We start from the raw sequence: 16428 nt of genomic DNA on the forward strand, positions 1-16428 counted from the left end.
TGCGGCCTTAGTTGGGGCAAGGAATGGGGGTTTCGATGATCTCGGCGCCGCGACGCGTACGGATCGAGCAGCTTTGCTTCTGAGGGGCGTTAACTTCGCCGATGATCTCGCCCTGACCGACTTCGACGGCGTCAGTGGTTGTTTCATCCTGCGCGCCGACCAGAGCCAAAGATAGGCGGCCGCTGGCCTGAGCCTGCGCCAGTGCCGCAACCTGTCGAGGTGTAACTTCGACGGTAATGGTTCGTGCGATGGTGGGGGCGGTTCGATCAATATCGGCGATCTGGTCCACCGCGATCAAGTCTACGTTGGCTAAAATCAGTTTGGTGATGGCCTCGGATTCGCCAACAGAGTTTACACCTGTGCCTGACCAATACACATCAACACGGTCTCCCGGACGCAGAAAGCCGGACACACCCGAACTGACGTCCACACGAATGGCAAACGCGCGCATGCCTTGTGTTAGTCGCGAAGACACCCCTGCATCAGCACCGGGACGAGATACCTTGACGGGCATCAGGGCTTCGTCTTTTTCCATCGCGCGGATCACGGTGCGGAATGGGCGTTCTCCCGCAGGGAAGATGTCCTCGATTTTCTGGAATGTGCCTTCCGGGATCGCGTTTTCGGGCCACTTCACGGCGCGAATGTCCTCGGCCGTGATCTGTTGACCGTAACGCAAGGTGCGGTTCACCACAAAGACGTCAACTGTTGGAATAACTGCCTGACGCGCTGCACGCTCGGCGTCCAGTTGGGCTTGATATCCCCCAATGAAATCACGCGCCATATATACGGCGAAGCCAGCCAGGCCGATGCCAACCACCAAGACCAGTCCGAAAATCAAGCGCATTCGAATTCCTTTCGTGCATATCAATCTGCCGCCCGCGCGCTGAAAGCTGTTTGCATCTGAGGATTTGGGTCAAATCAGAGACAATACGCAGTGCCCGGGTGAAAATCACAGGAAACGCCAATAATTTCCAGCCCATAAAGCAGGGAAGACTGAATTAATTAGAAAATGTGATCAGAGTGTCAACCTACACCTGAACGTTCGTGGCTATCTGCCGGGTATTCAGTGAGCGTAAGCGCCCTGTCCAAAAACAAAAGCCGCACCCTAGGGCGCGGCTTTCATATTGGTATTCGACAACAATTAGTGCGAATAAATCGTCATGTTGTCCAGGGTCGACGAAATTTTGTCAGCAAGTGACGTCGTTCCGCCTGAAACCGAAGTCAACACCGCAATACCCAGACCTACGATGGCTGCCGTCAGAACAACCCAGTCTACAGTTACAGCGCCGTCTTCATCGGCTTTGAAGTTTTTGATCATCTCAAATAGTTTCATACTATTATCCTTTACTAGTTAAAATTACGTCGAACCCAACCTTATTAGTGCGAGTAGATGGTCATGTTGTCCAGTTCGGACGAAATCTTGTCGGCCAGCGATGTGGTACCACCGGACACCGAGGTCAGAACGGCAATGCCGAGGCCAACGATGGCTGCGGTCAGTACAACCCAGTCTACGGTTACAGCGCCGTCTTCGTCGGCTTTGAAGGTTTTGATCATCTCGAACAGTTTCATGGTATCTTCCTTAGGTTGGGCGTTCAGGATTTGTGAACGATAGGCATGATAGCTCATACACTACATTCAGCATGGCAATAATAAGCCTTTGAAATGGGGCGAGAATTGGGCAGGTTTCGTACGTTTTCTCGTATCGAGTGAGTTTTTTCCAGCGCATTTCGTAACGTCCTGTTAATACATGTTAAATTAGAATGTTCCGTAAGGGAAACCCCATATGCTTTTGGCTGCTATGTGTCTGAATTCTTCAGAAATTCAGGAAAAACTGGCACTTCTCGACCCAATCTGCGAGAAATGAATCAGTTAATGAGATAGAGCAGAGAACCGCAAAATGCGGCGATTAATGTATATCGGAACGGTCTGGGCCTTTGGATGGGCTGGTCTTGCCTATGGGCAGGAAACACCGCCGCCATTTCCCGACTTCACCTTCAAACGCGTCACCGTTCCACAGGCAGGCGCGGTCAAGAGGTTGACCGTTCAGATTGATCCCGAAGAACAGGCTGCTGCGCTTGCCGTGCAAGCTCAACCCGCCCCAATGGCGGACCCAGAAGTTGTGCTGCCCCTGCCAACACCGACCGCATGGGATTGGTTCTGGCAGGAGGTCTCGCCCAAGCTTGCTGACAGGGGTCCTGCCAATATTCAAAAAGCCATCTTTGCAATTTCTGATCGCGACGGGTTAGACCTGCCCCGGTTGCAGCACCTACAAGATATCGCGCGTCTGCATGGCGCGGATATCTTGCGGGTGACCGTTGGAACGCAGGTGTCTCCTGCGCTTGTTGTTGCGTTGATTTCAGTTGAAAGCTCGGGCCGCACTCAGGCAGTCAGCGAGGCCGGGGCCGAAGGGCTGATGCAGCTAATCCCTGCAACGGCCGAGCGGTTCGGCGTGACCGACAGCACAGATCCGGCGCAAAACATCAAAGGGGGCGTGGCCTATTTGGAATGGCTGATCAAGCATTTCCAAGGCGATCCGATCTTCGCGCTTGCGGGCTATAACGCGGGCGAAAACGCAGTGGGCGAGCATGGTGGGATCCCTCCATACGCCGAAACGCGCGCCTATGTGCCCAAGGTGCTGGCTGCATGGCATGTCGCGCGCGGATTATGTAAGACGCCGCCCGTGCTGTTGACGGATGGCTGCGTGTTTACGGTGATGGGAGCCCCCTCAAATGGGTGATGACGTGCAAAAGAAACCTCTGGTTTTGGACATTGATGGAACCTTTCTGCGCACGGATATTCTGTTCGAAAGCTTCTGGTCCGCCCTTGGCAAAGATCCCATCCGCGCCCTGAAAGTGAGCGTTCTGAACCTGAAACAGCCCGCGCGCCTGAAGGCCGAACTGGCCGAGATTGCAAACCTGCGCACAGATCTTCTTCCGGTCGAGCCGGAGGTCGCCCGGCTTGCCGAACAGGCCAAATCCGAGGGGCGCGAGGTCATCCTCGCTTCGGCCTCGCACCAGCCGTTAGTTGAAGCGTTGGCCCGCGACCACGACCTGTCGCCGCGTGTTTTTGCGTCGGACGGAAAGACCAACCTGAAAGGGGACCGCAAGGCCGCGGCCTTGGTCGACACCTTTGGCGCGCAAGGGTTTGACTATGCCGGCAATGCGCCTGTGGATCGGGCGATCTGGTCCCAAGCGGATCACGCCATTGTCGTCGGAGACGCCGCATCCGCACGCCAGATCGAAGCGCGAGGGCAGGCCCTTACGCGGATCAAAGGCGGTTGGCGGATGGCCGATGTGCTGCGCAGTTTCCGCCCGCACCAATGGGTCAAGAACATCCTGCTGCTTCTTCCGATGATCGCGAGCCACGCGTTTGATATGTCGACATTTATTGCGGCGCTGCTCGGTATTGTCGCCTTCTCGGCGGCTGCCTCGTCGATTTATCTGGTGAATGACCTGCTGGATCTGGAAGCCGACCGCCTGCATGTCAAAAAGAAGAACCGGCCGTTCGCCTCGGGTGCCGTTCCGATCCAGATCGGCATGCTGTGTTTCCTGCTTCTGTCCGCCATTGCCTTGGGGGTGGCCGTGGCGCTGTCCTGGGCATTCCTTGGCGTGGTCGCCTTCTACATGGTGATGTCGTTGGCCTATTCGCTGAAGCTGAAGCGGATGCGGTGGATCGATATTGCGGTACTGGCTTCGCTCTATACCCTTCGCGTTGTGGCAGGTGCGGCGGCGACCGGGATCTATATCTCGGGCTACCTTCTGGTCTTTGTTTTCCCGGTATTTCTTGCACTTGGCTGTGTGAAGCGCCTGACCGAACTGACCCTGGCCACCTCGGACGAGCGTCTGCCCGGCCGCGGCTATGGCCGCCCAGATCGTCCCGATCTGCTGAACGTTGCAGCTATTGGCGTGGTTGCTGCATTGGTCTCATTTTTTCTCTATTCCTTCACCGAGCAAGCCATCGGTCTTTATAAAACTCGCTGGCTTTTGTGGGTGGCGATAATCCCATTGGCGTGGTGGCTCATTCGCATGGTGTCGCTGGGCTGGCATGGCAAGCAGGATTACGACCCGATTGTCTTTGCCATGAAGGACAAACGCGGCATCGGGTTGATCCTGATGACACTGGCCATCATGTTCTACGCCGCCGGTCTGTGGCAGCAGTGGTTCGGGGTCGGGGGCTGACGGTCCCAGCCGAAACGGTGCAATTAAAGCAAGTTGGGGTCCCTATGGGACCCCGTTTGTTTTTTGATCCAAGGGGACCTTGAGCCCGTAATCCAGATACCAACAGAAACTGGAGTGAGACCATGAAAAACCTGACGATCTGCGTATCAACCGTACTTTTGCTGGCGGCATCGCCTGCGCTGGCCGGAAAGAACAATCCCGAAGAAGCCAAAGCCATGGCATCGGCCTTGAAGAAGGGTGGAGGCGGTAACAACTCGCCCCTGAAAGAAGCGCTTAGCCTTGAGGGCAATGGCGGCGTCGCCAAGTTTGTGTCCGGTGGCGGAAATGGCGGCTGGGGCAATGTCGGCTCGACCCTGACCGGTACACCGGGGCAGTCCGTATCGGGCCGCTAACTATTGAGAACCAAAGCCCCCACGCGACGGTGGGGGCTTTGAGATCAGATCGACATTTTCTTGAAGATAAATTCGGGGATATGTCGGATGATCAGCATGATGTAGCGCCAGAAAAACGGCGTGTAGATCACGTTCTTCTGCTTCTCGACCGCTTTCAGAATGTCCTTGGCCACGGCCTCGGGCGAGGCGACAAGAAACATCCCCTCGATGCTCCACGTCATCGCCGTATCCACAAAGCCGGGCTTCACGGTCACAACATGTCCGCCAGAACGGGTCAGGCGGTTGCGCAGGCCCGACAGATAGGTGGCAAAGCCCGCCTTGGCCGAGCCGTAGACATAGTTCCCGATCCGTCCGCGATCCCCGGCGACCGATCCCACGCCCACAACGGTGCCCGCGCCGCGTGCTTCGATCACCGGAGCCAACTGGGTCAGGAAGGTCGCAGGGCCGGTGTGGCTGTCTTTGATGACTCCGTCGATCAGGCGGGGATCGGCGTCAATCGCGTCTTGCGGCGGCATGGACCCGACGAAGACAGCGGCGTTGATCACACCCTCCATCTGTTCGGCGCGCGCGATGATCGGGCCGAAGGTGGCGCTGTCGCGGGCATCGAATTTCATCGCAATGGCCTCGACCCCGCGCACAGACAGATCCGTGGCCGAGCGTTTCAGGTCGTCCATATCGCGGCCCGCCAGAATGACACTGGCGCCTTGATCGGCCACCGCATTGGCGAAGGCGCGCGCCATCGAGGACGTTGCCCCCAGAATGATCCAACATTGCTGTGTCATGACGCATCTCCTGCCGTGCGCAGATCAAGCCGCCGCACCATGTCGGTTTCAAGGGCATGGTCGGGATCGGCTTTGTTCACAGCCTTCACCCAATCGCCATGCTCCGGATACATCGCCTTGATCGCAGGGCCGGTGGCCAGCGCATCCTTGGCCAGATAGAGCCGCCCGCCCGCGTCGACGGTCATGTCTTCCAGCATCCCGATCAGCTCGGGCGCAGCATCGCGCGCCGGGAAATCCACGGCCAGCGTATAGCCCTCCATCGGGAAACTCATGTGCCCCGCGCGCCCCGGTCCCATGCGCTTCAGCACCGCAAGGGGCGAGGCAAGGCCCGCGCCAGCGATTTCGGACAGCATCTTTTTCAGCGCGTCAGCCTGATCCAGCGGGACGACGTTTTGGAACTGATAGAACCCGCGCTTGCCATAGAGGCGGTTCCAGTCGTGGATTTTATCCAACGGGAAGAAGAACTCGTCGATCCGCTTGACCGAGGACCGGCCCGAGGTGGGTACGCGTTTGTAATACGCGTTGTTGAAACTCCGCACGATGGGGCCGGACAGGGCAAAGCCCGGCGCATCCATCGGGATTTTCTTCGACGGTTTCGCCTTGGGGAGCAGCCCGGCGGCCAGCTCGGCCTCTTCGACGATGCCGCGGCCAAGGCTGGCGCCCGTTGCAGTGGCGTCGATCCAGCCCACGCAATAGCTGGCTTGGCTGGCGTCCAGCAGGGCCAGATGCGCGTCCCAGTCCTCGGCCCGTTGCTCGGTTACCATCATCACGTCGCCGGGGCAGGGTTTCAGCTGCAGTTTTGCGTCGGCAATCACGCCGGTCTGCCCGATCCCGCCCATCGTGGCGCGGAACAGGCCCGCATTGCGGTCGGGCGTAGCGACCGTGCGCTTTTCGCCGTTCAGCAGCGTGACCGACAGAACATGCTGCCCAAAGCTGCCTTCCTTGTGGTGGTTCTTGCCGTGCACATCCTGCGCAATGCAGCCGCCCACGGTGGCGAAACCTGTGCCGGGCATGACGGCGGGCAGCCAGCCTTGCGGGGCAAAGACCTTTGCCAGCGTGGTGATGGTCACACCCGCCTCGACCGACACGACACCTGTCTCGGCGTCGAAATCCAGAATGCGGTTCATGCGCGTCATGTCGATGGCGCGGCCCCCGTCATTCAGGGGCGCATCGCCATAAGAGCGGCAACTGCCAATCGCCGGGCAAGTCGTGTCTGCCAAAGTGCTTTTCAGCGTGCTGGCACGTTCAGGCCGTGCCAGTTCTGCCGTGGCTGTGCGCACGCGGCCCCAGCCTGAATACTCAGTTGTTTTCCAAACCATGGTGATGTCTCAATGAAATTCTCTCGGCTACGGGGAAGACCAGAAGGCCGATCCCAATCGCGAACCAAAGGGTTGTGACGCGGATGATGGCGGTGGCGGGCAGGCTGGTTTCAAGCGGCACGCCTTCAAGCGCCAGAAGGGCGACCATTGCCGCTTCCGCGCCGCCGACGCCACCGGGTGCGCCGGTCAGGCCGCCAGCGAGTGTTGAGAAGACGAAGATGGCCACCGCTTTGGCAAATCCGATATCGGCGCCCATCCACATCAGAAGCAGGTGAAAGGCATAGCCCTCGGCAATCCAACCGATGACGCCAATCAGGGCGGCAATGGCGATCAGAGTAGGCGAGGTGAAGGCGGCAAGCGACTGCGCTGCACGGCGCAGTTTGGCCCAGAGGCGCGGCAAACGGCCCGTCAGGCGGTGGCCCATCGTGGCGAAGCCCGCTAAGAGGCGGGGGCGGGTGGCGGCGAAGGCTGCGATCAAGGCCAAAATGGTAACGGGCAAGCCACCCGCGATGCCGGTGGTCGAAAAGGCCAGCGCCAGACCAAGGATCAGCGCCATCGCGGTCAGGTCCGAGGCCCGGTCGATCAGGACCAAGGGCGCCGTGCGCTCAAAACTCCAGCCGGTTTCACGGCGCAGCCAGCGCATCCGCACCAGCTCGCCTACGCGGCCTGGAGTGACGGACATGGCAAAGCCGCCAAGGAAATGGCGCAGGTCTTGCATCAGCCCAGTGGGCAGGCCCAGTTTGCGCGCGAAGACGTGCCAGCGCAGACCGCGAAATACATAGTTTACAAGGCTCAGCGCCAGAAGAATGGCGAACTGTCCCCACGACAGTTTCATCAGCTGCGTACGGGTTTCTTCCCACCCGGTGGCCGCGGCCAAACCGATCAGCCCTGCCAGCACCAGCCCGAAAAGGCTCAGCAAAACAAGCGTATCGCGTAGCCGCTTGTGCGCGGCTGGGCGGGTTGATTGTTTCCCTGCGGTGGACGATGCCATGTTTGCGCTGCTCATTGTCATTGCCCGACTTATGGCCGGGGATTGAGGCGAGATTATGAAAGCTGAGCATCAATTACGAGGGGAAAAGTGAGGCAAATCGCGCATTCTCACCTTAGTTCGGCGTCAGGCGCAGCAGCCGCCCGCGGCGCCCATCCTCAAGCACCCACAGCGCACCTTCTGGGCCCTGTTCGACCTCGCGCACCCGTTCGTCCCAGCTGTAACGCTCCAGCTCTTGCGCACCGTCTCTGCCCAAGGAGACACGGATCAAGGCGCGGCTGACGAGGCCCCCAATCAATGCCTGACCCTGCCACGCGGGAAACATATCGCCCGAGTAAATCACCAGCCCTGAGGGCGCGATGCTGGGCACCCATGCGGCATTGGGGGCGGTCAGGTCCGGGCGGGTGTCATGGTTGGGGATTTTCACCCCGCTATAGTGGTTGCCCTCGGACACCAGCGGCCAGCCATAGTTGCGGCCCGGCTCGATCAGGTTCAGCTCGTCCCCATGACGTGGCCCCATCTCATGTGCCCACAGTTGACCGTTGGCGTCAAAGGCGATGCCCAGTGAATTGCGGTGACCCATCGTCCAGAAGCTCTTGGCCAGCTCGCCGTGGTCCTGAAACGGATTGTCTGCTGGCACAGATCCATCGTCGTTTAAGCGAATGAGCTTGCCCAACGCCTGCGTCATGTCTTGTGCCGGATCCAGTTCCTGCCGGTCGCCCGAGGTGATGAACAGCTTGCCGTCATGCGGCCCACCCGCAGGTCCAAACGCCAAACGATGCGAGAAATGCCCGCGGCCCGGATAGGCAGGGAACTGGCGCCAAATCTCTTCGTGATCGGTCAGTTTTGGTTCTGCAGACAGGTCCAGTCGTGCACGGATCACCACCGCTTGCCGCGTGCCGGGTTGGTCACCCGTGTCCACGTAAGACACGTAAACCAATCCGTTTTCGGCAAAACCGGGATGTGGCACCACATCGCCTAAACCGCCTTGCCCGCCATCTCTTACCGCGGGCACCCCCGCGACCTGAAAGCGCGCACCATCTTGTCCGACCAGCCATAACCGGCCCGGCCTGGTGGTTACCAGAAGCCGCCCGTCGGGCAGGAACGACATGGCCCACGGGTGATTGAAGCTGGCGATACTCTGGGCCTGCAAGCGTCCACCCTGATCGCCGTCGATCTGAAAAGCGGTCGCGGTAAGGGGCAGCAGAGATAGGCCAAGACAAGCGGCGCAGAGGGCAAGAAGACGTTTCATATCACACCTAGGGTTTGCGAAAACTGATGGGTGAATGATGCGCCCTGATGCGCTGTTCGCCCAAGTCAAAAAGACGAGAGCGCACAAAAAAAGCCCCCACGACGGGGGGCTTTTCAAAGCTGTAAGAGCGCTTAGTCGACGATGGTTGCCTCGGTCGCGGCGCGCAGTTCGTCTTCGGTCACGCCCTCGGCGGTCTCGACGATTTTCAGGCCGCCTTCGACCACATCCAGCACACCCAGGTTGGTGATGATGCGGTCAACGACCGATTTCCCGGTCAGCGGCAGGGTGCATTCTTTCAGCACCTTCGAGTCGCCATGCTTGTTGGTGTGATCCATCACGACCACCACGCGGCCAACACCGGCCACAAGGTCCATCGCGCCGCCCATGCCTTTAACCAGCTTGCCGGGGATCATCCAGTTGGCGAGGTCGCCGTTTTCCGCCACTTCCATCGCGCCAAGGATCGCCATGGCGATCTTGCCGCCACGGATCATTCCGAAGCTCATCGAGCTGTCGAAATACGCGGTCTGGGGCAGTTCGGTGATGGTCTGCTTGCCTGCGTTGATCAGGTCGGCGTCGATTTCATCCTCGGTCGGGAAGGGGCCCATGCCCAGCATGCCGTTTTCCGACTGAAGCGTCACGGTGACGCCCTCGGGGATGTAGTTGGACACCAGCGTCGGGATGCCGATGCCAAGGTTCACATACCAACCGTCTTGCAGTTCCTGTGCCGCGCGGGCGGCCATTTGATTGCGGTCCCAAGCCATGTCTTATGCCTCCCGGATGGTGCGTTGTTCGATGCGCTTCTCGTGCTCGCCCTGAATGATGCGATGCACGTAGATGCCGGGCAGATGGATCGCGTCGGGATCCAGCGAACCGGTCGGCACAATCTCTTCCACCTCGACCACGCAGGTCTTGCCGCACATGGCAGCGGGCGGGTTGAAGTTGCGGGCGGTCTTGCGGAAGACAAGGTTGCCGGTCTCGTCGGCTTTCCAGGCTTTCACGATGGACAGGTCAGCAAAGATGCCTTCTTCCATGATGTAGGTCTCGGCTTCGCCGTTCGGGCCGGTGGGGAAGTCCTTGTGCTCTTTCCCTTCGGCAATCACGGTGCCCACACCGGTCTTGGTGTAGAAGCCGGGGATGCCGTGGCCGGCTGCGCGCATGCGTTCTGCCAGAGTGCCCTGCGGGTTAAACTCCAGCTCCAGCTCGCCCGACAGGTACTGGCGCATGAACTCGGCGTTTTCGCCCACATAGGACGAGATCATTTTGCGGACCTGCTTGGTCTGCAGCAGGATGCCAATGCCGAAATCATCAACGCCAGCGTTGTTCGAAGCAAAGGTCAGATCCTTCACACCGCTTTCCTTGATGGCCTCCAGCAGAAGCTCGGGGATGCCGCACAGGCCAAAGCCGCCGGCGGCAATCAGCATGTCGTCCGACAGAAGCCCGTCCAGAGCTTCGGCGGCGCTGCCATATACCTTGTTCATGAAAGTTCCCTCTCGTCTATTTCGCTGCTTTTCTGGCGAAGGGGAGGGGCGGAGTCAACGAAACAGGCTGGGAAAAGCTTGGAACAAGTATTTCTACCCATGCCGGAAAAACAGAGCAATCAGAGTAGTGGTAAAGCTGATTAGACAGGGTCTTGGTGCCCTCGGACTATTGATTTGCCATTGCCGCGATCAATATGCCACCGATGATCAGGATGCCAAGTGCGACCTGTACCGGAACTCCCAGCCACGCAGCCAGCCCGAATACGGCGAGGCCTCCGATAAGCAATAAGGGGAAAACACCTGTCCAAAAGCCGCCAATCATATCCGCCAGTACGGATGCAGGCACATCGCTTTTGGATTTCAGCGCGCGATAGAGCACAAAGACCGGGATGGCGAGGGCAAAGAAGACGAACACCCAGTGCACCGAGCTGTCACTGCCGAGTGAGTTGAACGACCAAAGTGCAAGACCGGCAAAGGCCAAGAAGGGAACGATCGCCATCAATGCCGTTAGAAATAGGCCTTCAAACAGATCTGACCAAGTTGATGTTTCCCTACTGAAGAAACGCGCAGTTCGGTCAGTTTCGATGTCACGGGCGAGATCGCGCTGTTCCTGCCCGGCCTTGTCTCTGGCCTCGGTGATAAAGTCCCTGCGGTCCATCGTTATAATATTGCCCGTATTGCCCGACTGAATCCGCTAACAATTACGAACCAATTGGGCGAAATTTAGACGTTGTGGTAAACGGCGCGACGAAGATTGCCCTTTCGAACGCGTGTTCTTGGTCAATTTTGGCAAAGCCTAAGTCAGCTTGCCTTCTTCTTGGCAGCAGCTTTCTTCTTAGGGGCGGCTTTCTTGCGGGCAGGCTTTTTCTTCGCGGCTTTTTCCGCGATCCAGCCCACGGCCATTTCCATGGTGACGTCCGCGGGGGCGACCTCTTTCGGGATGGTGGCGTTTACCTTGCCCCATTTCACGTAAGGCCCATAGCGCCCGTCCAGCACGTTCACTGGTCCGCCTTCTTCCGGGTGTTCGCCCAGTTCCTTCAGCGGCTTGGCGGCAGCGGCCCCACGACGGCCCGGGTTGGCCCGCTTGTCGGCCAGCAGTTCGACCGCGTGGTTCATGCCCACGTCGAACATTTCGGTCCATTGCTTGAGGCTCACGTACACGGGTTTTTCATCATCCGGGAACTTGTGCATCAGATAGGGACCAAACCGTCCAAGGTTCGCCGTGATCCGGCCACCTTCCGGGTGGTCGCCCACATGGCGCGGCAGCGACAAAAGCTGCAGCGCGCGTTCCAGATCGGTTTCCTCTTTCGGCCAGCCGCCATTGCGGGCTTGCGGCAGCGAGGTGCGCTTGGGCCGCTTGTTTTCGGGCGTGGCTTCGCCGCGCTGGACATAGGGGCCATAGCGGCCATCCTTCAGCCAGATCTCGTCATCGCCATCGGTGCCCAGAAGTTTTTCTTCACCTTCAGCACCTTCACCCGCAATGGGGCGGGTATAGTTACACTCCGGGTAGTTCCCGCAACCGACAAACCCACCAGTGCGCGAGGTCTTCAGGTGCAACTGACCCGTACCGCATTTCGGGCAGATACGCGGATCGGTGCCGTCTTCGCGCGGCGGGTACAGCTGCGGGGCAAGCGCCGCGTCCAACTTGTCCAGGACCTCGGAAATCCGCAGCTCGGACGTTTCGGCAATCGCGGCCGAGAAATCCCGCCAAAAGCGCGCCAGCACTTCCTTGTAATCCATGTCGCCCGCCGAAATCTCGTCGAGTTCCTCTTCGAGGTTCGCGGTGAACTCGTACCCCACATATTGGCGGAAGAAGTTCATCAGGAAGATGGTCACGATCCGGCCTTTATCCTCGGGGAACAGGCGGTTCTTGTCTTTGCGAACGTACTCGCGGTCTTGGATCGTTGTGATCACCGACGCATAGGTCGAGGGGCGACCGATGCCCAGCTCTTCCATGCGTTTGACCAGCGTTGCTTCGGTATAGCGGGGCGGCGGCTGGGTGAAGTGCTGCTCGGGCGAAATGGTCTTCTTGTCGGCCTTCTCGCCTTCCATGATCTGCGGCAGACGCTTGTCGTCATCGTCCACCACCTGATCGTCACGGCCTTCTTCATAGACCTTCAGGAAGCCTTCGAAAACAACGACTTGACCGGTGGCGCGCAGCACAACCTGGCCGTCGTCCGATCCTACATCCACGCTGGTGCGTTCAAACCGGGCGCTTTCCATCTGGCTCGCCAGTGTGCGCTTCCAAATCAGGTCATAGAGCTTGCGCTGATCGGGCTCGAGCTTCGCCAGATCGTTCGCCGACACGGTCATATCCGTCGGGCGAATACATTCGTGCGCTTCCTGTGCGTTCTTGGCTTTGTTCTTGTAAATCCGCGGGTTGGCGGGGATGAAATCCTTGCCGTAGCGATCGGAGATCGCATCACGGGCAGCCGCCACGGCCTCGGGTGCCATGTCGATCCCGTCGGTCCGCATATAGGTGATGTACCCGGCCTCGTAGAGGCGCTGGGCGGTCGACATGGTCTGGCGTGCGCCAAAACCGAACTTGCGGCTGGCTTCCTGTTGCAGGGTCGAGGTCATGAAGGGCGGCGAGGGGTTGCGCGTTGCAGGTTTGGCTTCGACCGACTGCACCGACAGATCGCGCGAGGTGATGGCCTGCACGGCCAACTCGGCGGCGGTTTCGTTTTCAAGGTCGTAACGGTCGAGCTTTTGGCCCCCCAGAACCGTCAGACGGGCCTCGAATTCCTGCCCACGCGGTGTTTGCAACAGCGCCTTCACCGACCAGTATTCACGGGCGTTGAACGCCTCGATCTCTTCTTCGCGCTCAACGATCAGGCGCAGGCAGACCGACTGCACACGGCCCGCCGACCGCGCGCCGGGCAGTTTGCGCCACAGGACGGGCGACAGGTTGAACCCCACCAGATAGTCCAGCGCACGGCGGGCCAGATAAGCCTCGACCAGATCGCTGTCCACGTCGCGCGGGTTTTGCATCGCTTCGGTCACGGCGGATTTGGTGATCGCGTTGAAGACCACGCGGCTAACCGGCGTGTCTTTCTTCAAAGCACGGCGCTTTCGCAAAGCTTCTTCCAAGTGCCACGAAATCGCTTCCCCTTCGCGATCGGGGTCGGTTGCGAGGATCAGGTTGTTGTCGTCTTTCAGGGCCTCGGCAATGGCGCGCACGTGCTTGGCGCTGTCGCGGCCGACCTCCCATTTCATAGCAAATTCGTTGTCGGTGTCGACCGAGCCATCTTTGGGCGGCAGGTCACGGACGTGGCCGTAGGACGCCAGCACCGTGTAGTCCGAGCCAAGGTATTTGTTGATGGTCTTGGCTTTGGCCGGGCTTTCAACGACGACAACGGGCATGAACTTCCTCTCGACTCAGTCAGGCTGCGCAATACCAGCCCTGTTCTTGAGGGCGTTAGATGGGTTGGGAAAGGGCGACTTGTCAATGGGCACTCTTCTTATATAGGGGCACATTTCGCCGCGCCCCCTACGGGGGCGGAAAGTTGCACGGGATTTTAGGGGGCGGTTGGAACAGATGTGGAACATGCTCTTCCCCTGTGGTGATAGCGTTGCTAAGAAGAGCACATGAGCAGCATTGAGAATGACGACCTGATTGATGATTCCGATGACGGGATGAACACGCCGAACGTGCCGCTGTCGCAGCGCGCGATGGGGGCGGCGCTGGGGGCTCGGTCTGCCCCCTATCTGGAGGGTCTGAACCCCGCCCAGCGGGATGCGGTCGAGGCGTTGCATGGTCCGGTTCTGATGCTGGCAGGCGCGGGGACGGGCAAGACCAAAGCCTTGACCACACGTATCGCGCATCTGCTGACCACCGGGTCGGCGCGGACCAATGAAATCCTTGCCGTGACCTTTACCAACAAGGCCGCGCGCGAGATGAAGGAAAGGGTCGCCGGGCTGCTGGGGCAGACGGTCGAAGGCATGCCGTGGATGGGCACTTTCCACTCGATTTGCGTGAAGCTCTTGCGCCGTCACGCCGAGCTGGTCGGGCTGAAAACCAACTTCACCATTTTGGACACGGACGACCAAATTCGGCTGCTGAAACAGTTGATTGTGGCCAACAATATCGACGAAAAACGCTGGCCCGCGCGGCTGTTGTCCGGCGTGATCGACAATTGGAAAAACCGCGCATGGACGCCGGAAACGCTGCCCGCGTCCGAGGCGCAGGCCTTCAATGACCGAGGGCCGGAACTCTACGCCCAATACCAAGAACGCCTGAAAACACTCAATGCCTGTGATTTCGGCGACCTGCTACTCCACATGGTCACAATCTTCCAGCAGCACGACGACATTCTGGCCAAGTATCAAAGCTGGTTTCGCTACATCCTCGTCGACGAATACCAGGATACCAACGTCGCCCAATACCTGTGGCTGCGGCTCTTGGCAGCGGGACATAAAAACATCTGCTGCGTAGGTGATGACGACCAGTCGATCTATGGCTGGCGTGGGGCCGAGGTGGGCAATATCCTGCGGTTTGAAAAGGATTTTCCGGGCGCCAAGGTGGTCCGGTTGGAACAGAACTATCGCTCGACCGCGCATATCCTTGCCGCGGCGTCCGGCGTGATTGCGGGCAACGAAGGGCGTCTGGGAAAAGAGCTGTGGACCGAGGCGGAAGGCGGCGAGAAAGTCCGCCTGATTGGCCATTGGGACGGCGACGAAGAAGCCCGCTGGGTCGGGGAAGAAATCGAGGCGATGCAGTCAGGCACAAGGGGCAGGGCGGGGATGTCTTTGGACGATATGGCCATCCTTGTGCGTGCCTCGCACCAGATGCGCGCCTTCGAGGATCGCTTCCTGACCATTGGCTTGCCCTATCGCGTGATCGGCGGCCCGCGCTTCTATGAACGGCTCGAAATCCGCGACGCGATGGCCTATTTCCGCTTGGCCGTGTCGCAAGACGACGATCTGGCGTTTGAGCGCATCGTCAATACGCCCCGGCGGGGGCTTGGCGACAAGGCGGTGCAGACGATCCAGATGCTTGCCCGCACCAATGGCGTTTCGCTGGTCGAAGGCGCGCGGATCGCGGTGGACAGCGGGGCGATCAAGGGCAAGGGCGGCAAGGGGCTTGCTGAACTTGTCGGCAACCTCGACCGTTGGTTCAACCAACTGCGCGCCGAGGAAGACACCCATATCGAACTGGCCGAGATGATCCTTGAGGAATCCGGCTACACCACGATGTGGCTGAACGACAAGACGCCCGAGGCACCCGGTCGGCTTGAGAACCTCAAGGAACTGGTAAAGGCGCTGGAAAGCTTTGAAAACCTTCAAGGATTCCTAGAGCATGTCAGCCTGATCATGGACAATGATACGGAAGACGCGGAAGAAAAGGTCACCATCATGACCCTGCACGCGGCCAAGGGGTTGGAGTATCCCGCCGTGTTCCTGCCGGGTTGGGAAGATGGGCTGTTTCCGTCCCAGCGCTCGATGGATGAAAGCGGGCTCAAGGGGCTCGAGGAAGAACGACGGCTGGCCTATGTAGGCATCACGCGGGCCGAGGAGGTCTGCACGATTTCCTTCGCCGCCAACCGCCGCGTCTATGGTCAATGGCAGTCGCAATTGCCTTCGCGTTTCGTCGATGAACTGCCCGAGGCGCATGTCGAGGTGCTGACCGCGCCGGGTCTTTATGGGGGCGGCTATGGCGGCATGTCAGGCGATTACGGCGGGTCGCGTCTGGAAGAGAAAGCCAGCCGTGCCGACGCCTATAACTCGCCCGGCTGGAAGCGCATGCAGGCGCAAACTGCGCGTGCTCAATCCAATGGTGGCAAGGCGCGCGGCATTGTGATCGACGCAACCGCCGTGTCGTCGTTCACCCAAGGCGACCGCGTGTTCCACACCAAGTTTGGCTATGGCACCGTGATGGGCATCGAGGGCGATAAGCTGGATATCGAGTTCGATAAGGCCGGGGCCAAGAAAGTCGTCTCCAAGTTCATCGTGCCAGCCGCGCAGGCGGGCGACGTACCCTTCTAAACGCATCAGGCAATCTGAAAAGAAAAACGGCGCCGCTCGGGAGGAGGAGAGCGA

The 16428-nt window shown here is 59.4% G+C and carries 15 protein-coding genes; 4 read left to right on the plus strand and 11 right to left on the minus strand.

What is annotated here, in order from left to right; genetic code table 11:
• Positions 1-7 precede the first annotated feature (7 nt).
• The 3 genes from cpaB to Q0677_RS13190 form a co-directional block, all read right to left on the minus strand.
• Entirely contained in the window at positions 8-844 is an 837-nt protein-coding gene (gene cpaB, locus Q0677_RS13180) for a Flp pilus assembly protein CpaB (RefSeq protein WP_298910597.1), read from the minus strand.
• A 297-nt stretch (positions 845-1141) separates the two neighbouring features.
• Complete coding sequence (locus Q0677_RS13185; RefSeq protein ID WP_298910600.1) at positions 1142-1333, minus strand: hypothetical protein; 192 nt, start codon at positions 1331-1333, stop codon at positions 1142-1144.
• A gap of 44 nt (positions 1334-1377) precedes the next feature.
• Positions 1378-1569, minus strand: coding sequence for a hypothetical protein (locus Q0677_RS13190; protein ID WP_298910602.1), 192 nt, complete (start codon positions 1567-1569; stop codon positions 1378-1380).
• A 340-nt stretch (positions 1570-1909) separates the two neighbouring features.
• Here Q0677_RS13190 and Q0677_RS13195 point away from each other — a divergent pair, with 340 nt between their 5' ends.
• From Q0677_RS13195 to Q0677_RS13205, 3 genes are all read left to right on the plus strand, one after another.
• Positions 1910-2737 (plus strand): lytic transglycosylase domain-containing protein, encoded by an 828-nt coding sequence (locus Q0677_RS13195; protein WP_298910604.1) that lies wholly within the window; start codon positions 1910-1912, stop codon positions 2735-2737.
• A complete protein-coding gene (locus tag Q0677_RS13200) occupies positions 2730-4178 on the plus strand; it encodes a UbiA family prenyltransferase (RefSeq protein ID WP_298910606.1) in 1449 nt (482 codons plus the stop codon). The genes Q0677_RS13195 and Q0677_RS13200 overlap by 8 nt, the downstream gene beginning before the upstream one ends.
• A gap of 122 nt (positions 4179-4300) precedes the next feature.
• The gene (locus tag Q0677_RS13205) at positions 4301-4570 is read left to right on the plus strand and encodes a hypothetical protein (protein WP_298910608.1); all 270 of its coding nucleotides are present in this window, start codon (positions 4301-4303) and stop codon (positions 4568-4570) included.
• Positions 4571-4614: 44 nt separating this feature from the next.
• Here the strand turns inward: Q0677_RS13205 and Q0677_RS13210 are convergent, their stop codons facing one another.
• From Q0677_RS13210 to topA, 8 genes are all read right to left on the minus strand, one after another.
• Positions 4615-5352 (minus strand): SDR family NAD(P)-dependent oxidoreductase, encoded by a 738-nt coding sequence (locus Q0677_RS13210; RefSeq protein WP_298910610.1) that lies wholly within the window; start codon positions 5350-5352, stop codon positions 4615-4617.
• The gene (locus Q0677_RS13215) at positions 5349-6671 is read right to left on the minus strand and encodes an FAD-binding oxidoreductase (RefSeq protein ID WP_298910611.1); all 1323 of its coding nucleotides are present in this window, start codon (positions 6669-6671) and stop codon (positions 5349-5351) included. Before Q0677_RS13215 ends, Q0677_RS13210 begins: the two co-directional genes overlap by 4 nt.
• Positions 6652-7677, minus strand: coding sequence for a lysylphosphatidylglycerol synthase transmembrane domain-containing protein (locus Q0677_RS13220; protein ID WP_366940974.1), 1026 nt, complete (start codon positions 7675-7677; stop codon positions 6652-6654). The genes Q0677_RS13215 and Q0677_RS13220 overlap by 20 nt, the downstream gene beginning before the upstream one ends.
• A 97-nt stretch (positions 7678-7774) precedes the next feature.
• Entirely contained in the window at positions 7775-8911 is a 1137-nt protein-coding gene (locus Q0677_RS13225; protein WP_298910615.1) for a PQQ-dependent sugar dehydrogenase, read from the minus strand.
• Between the two features lie 131 nt (positions 8912-9042).
• Positions 9043-9672, minus strand: coding sequence for a 3-oxoacid CoA-transferase subunit B (locus Q0677_RS13230; protein ID WP_298910620.1), 630 nt, complete (start codon positions 9670-9672; stop codon positions 9043-9045).
• 3 nt (positions 9673-9675) lie between these two features.
• Complete coding sequence (locus Q0677_RS13235; RefSeq protein WP_298910623.1) at positions 9676-10389, minus strand: CoA transferase subunit A; 714 nt, start codon at positions 10387-10389, stop codon at positions 9676-9678.
• 166 nt (positions 10390-10555) lie between these two features.
• Entirely contained in the window at positions 10556-11047 is a 492-nt protein-coding gene (locus Q0677_RS13240; RefSeq protein WP_298910626.1) for a hypothetical protein, read from the minus strand.
• 143 nt (positions 11048-11190) lie between these two features.
• Entirely contained in the window at positions 11191-13752 is a 2562-nt protein-coding gene (topA, locus tag Q0677_RS13245; protein ID WP_298910628.1) for a type I DNA topoisomerase, read from the minus strand.
• Between the two features lie 309 nt (positions 13753-14061).
• Here topA and Q0677_RS13250 point away from each other — a divergent pair, with 309 nt between their 5' ends.
• Positions 14062-16374, plus strand: a complete 2313-nt coding sequence (locus Q0677_RS13250; RefSeq protein ID WP_298910980.1) for an ATP-dependent helicase — start codon at positions 14062-14064, stop codon at positions 16372-16374.
• Positions 16375-16428: the final 54 nt, after the last annotated feature.

This window comes from uncultured Aliiroseovarius sp. (genome assembly GCF_947492455.1).
Taxonomy (GTDB): Bacteria; Pseudomonadota; Alphaproteobacteria; order Rhodobacterales; family Rhodobacteraceae; genus Aliiroseovarius.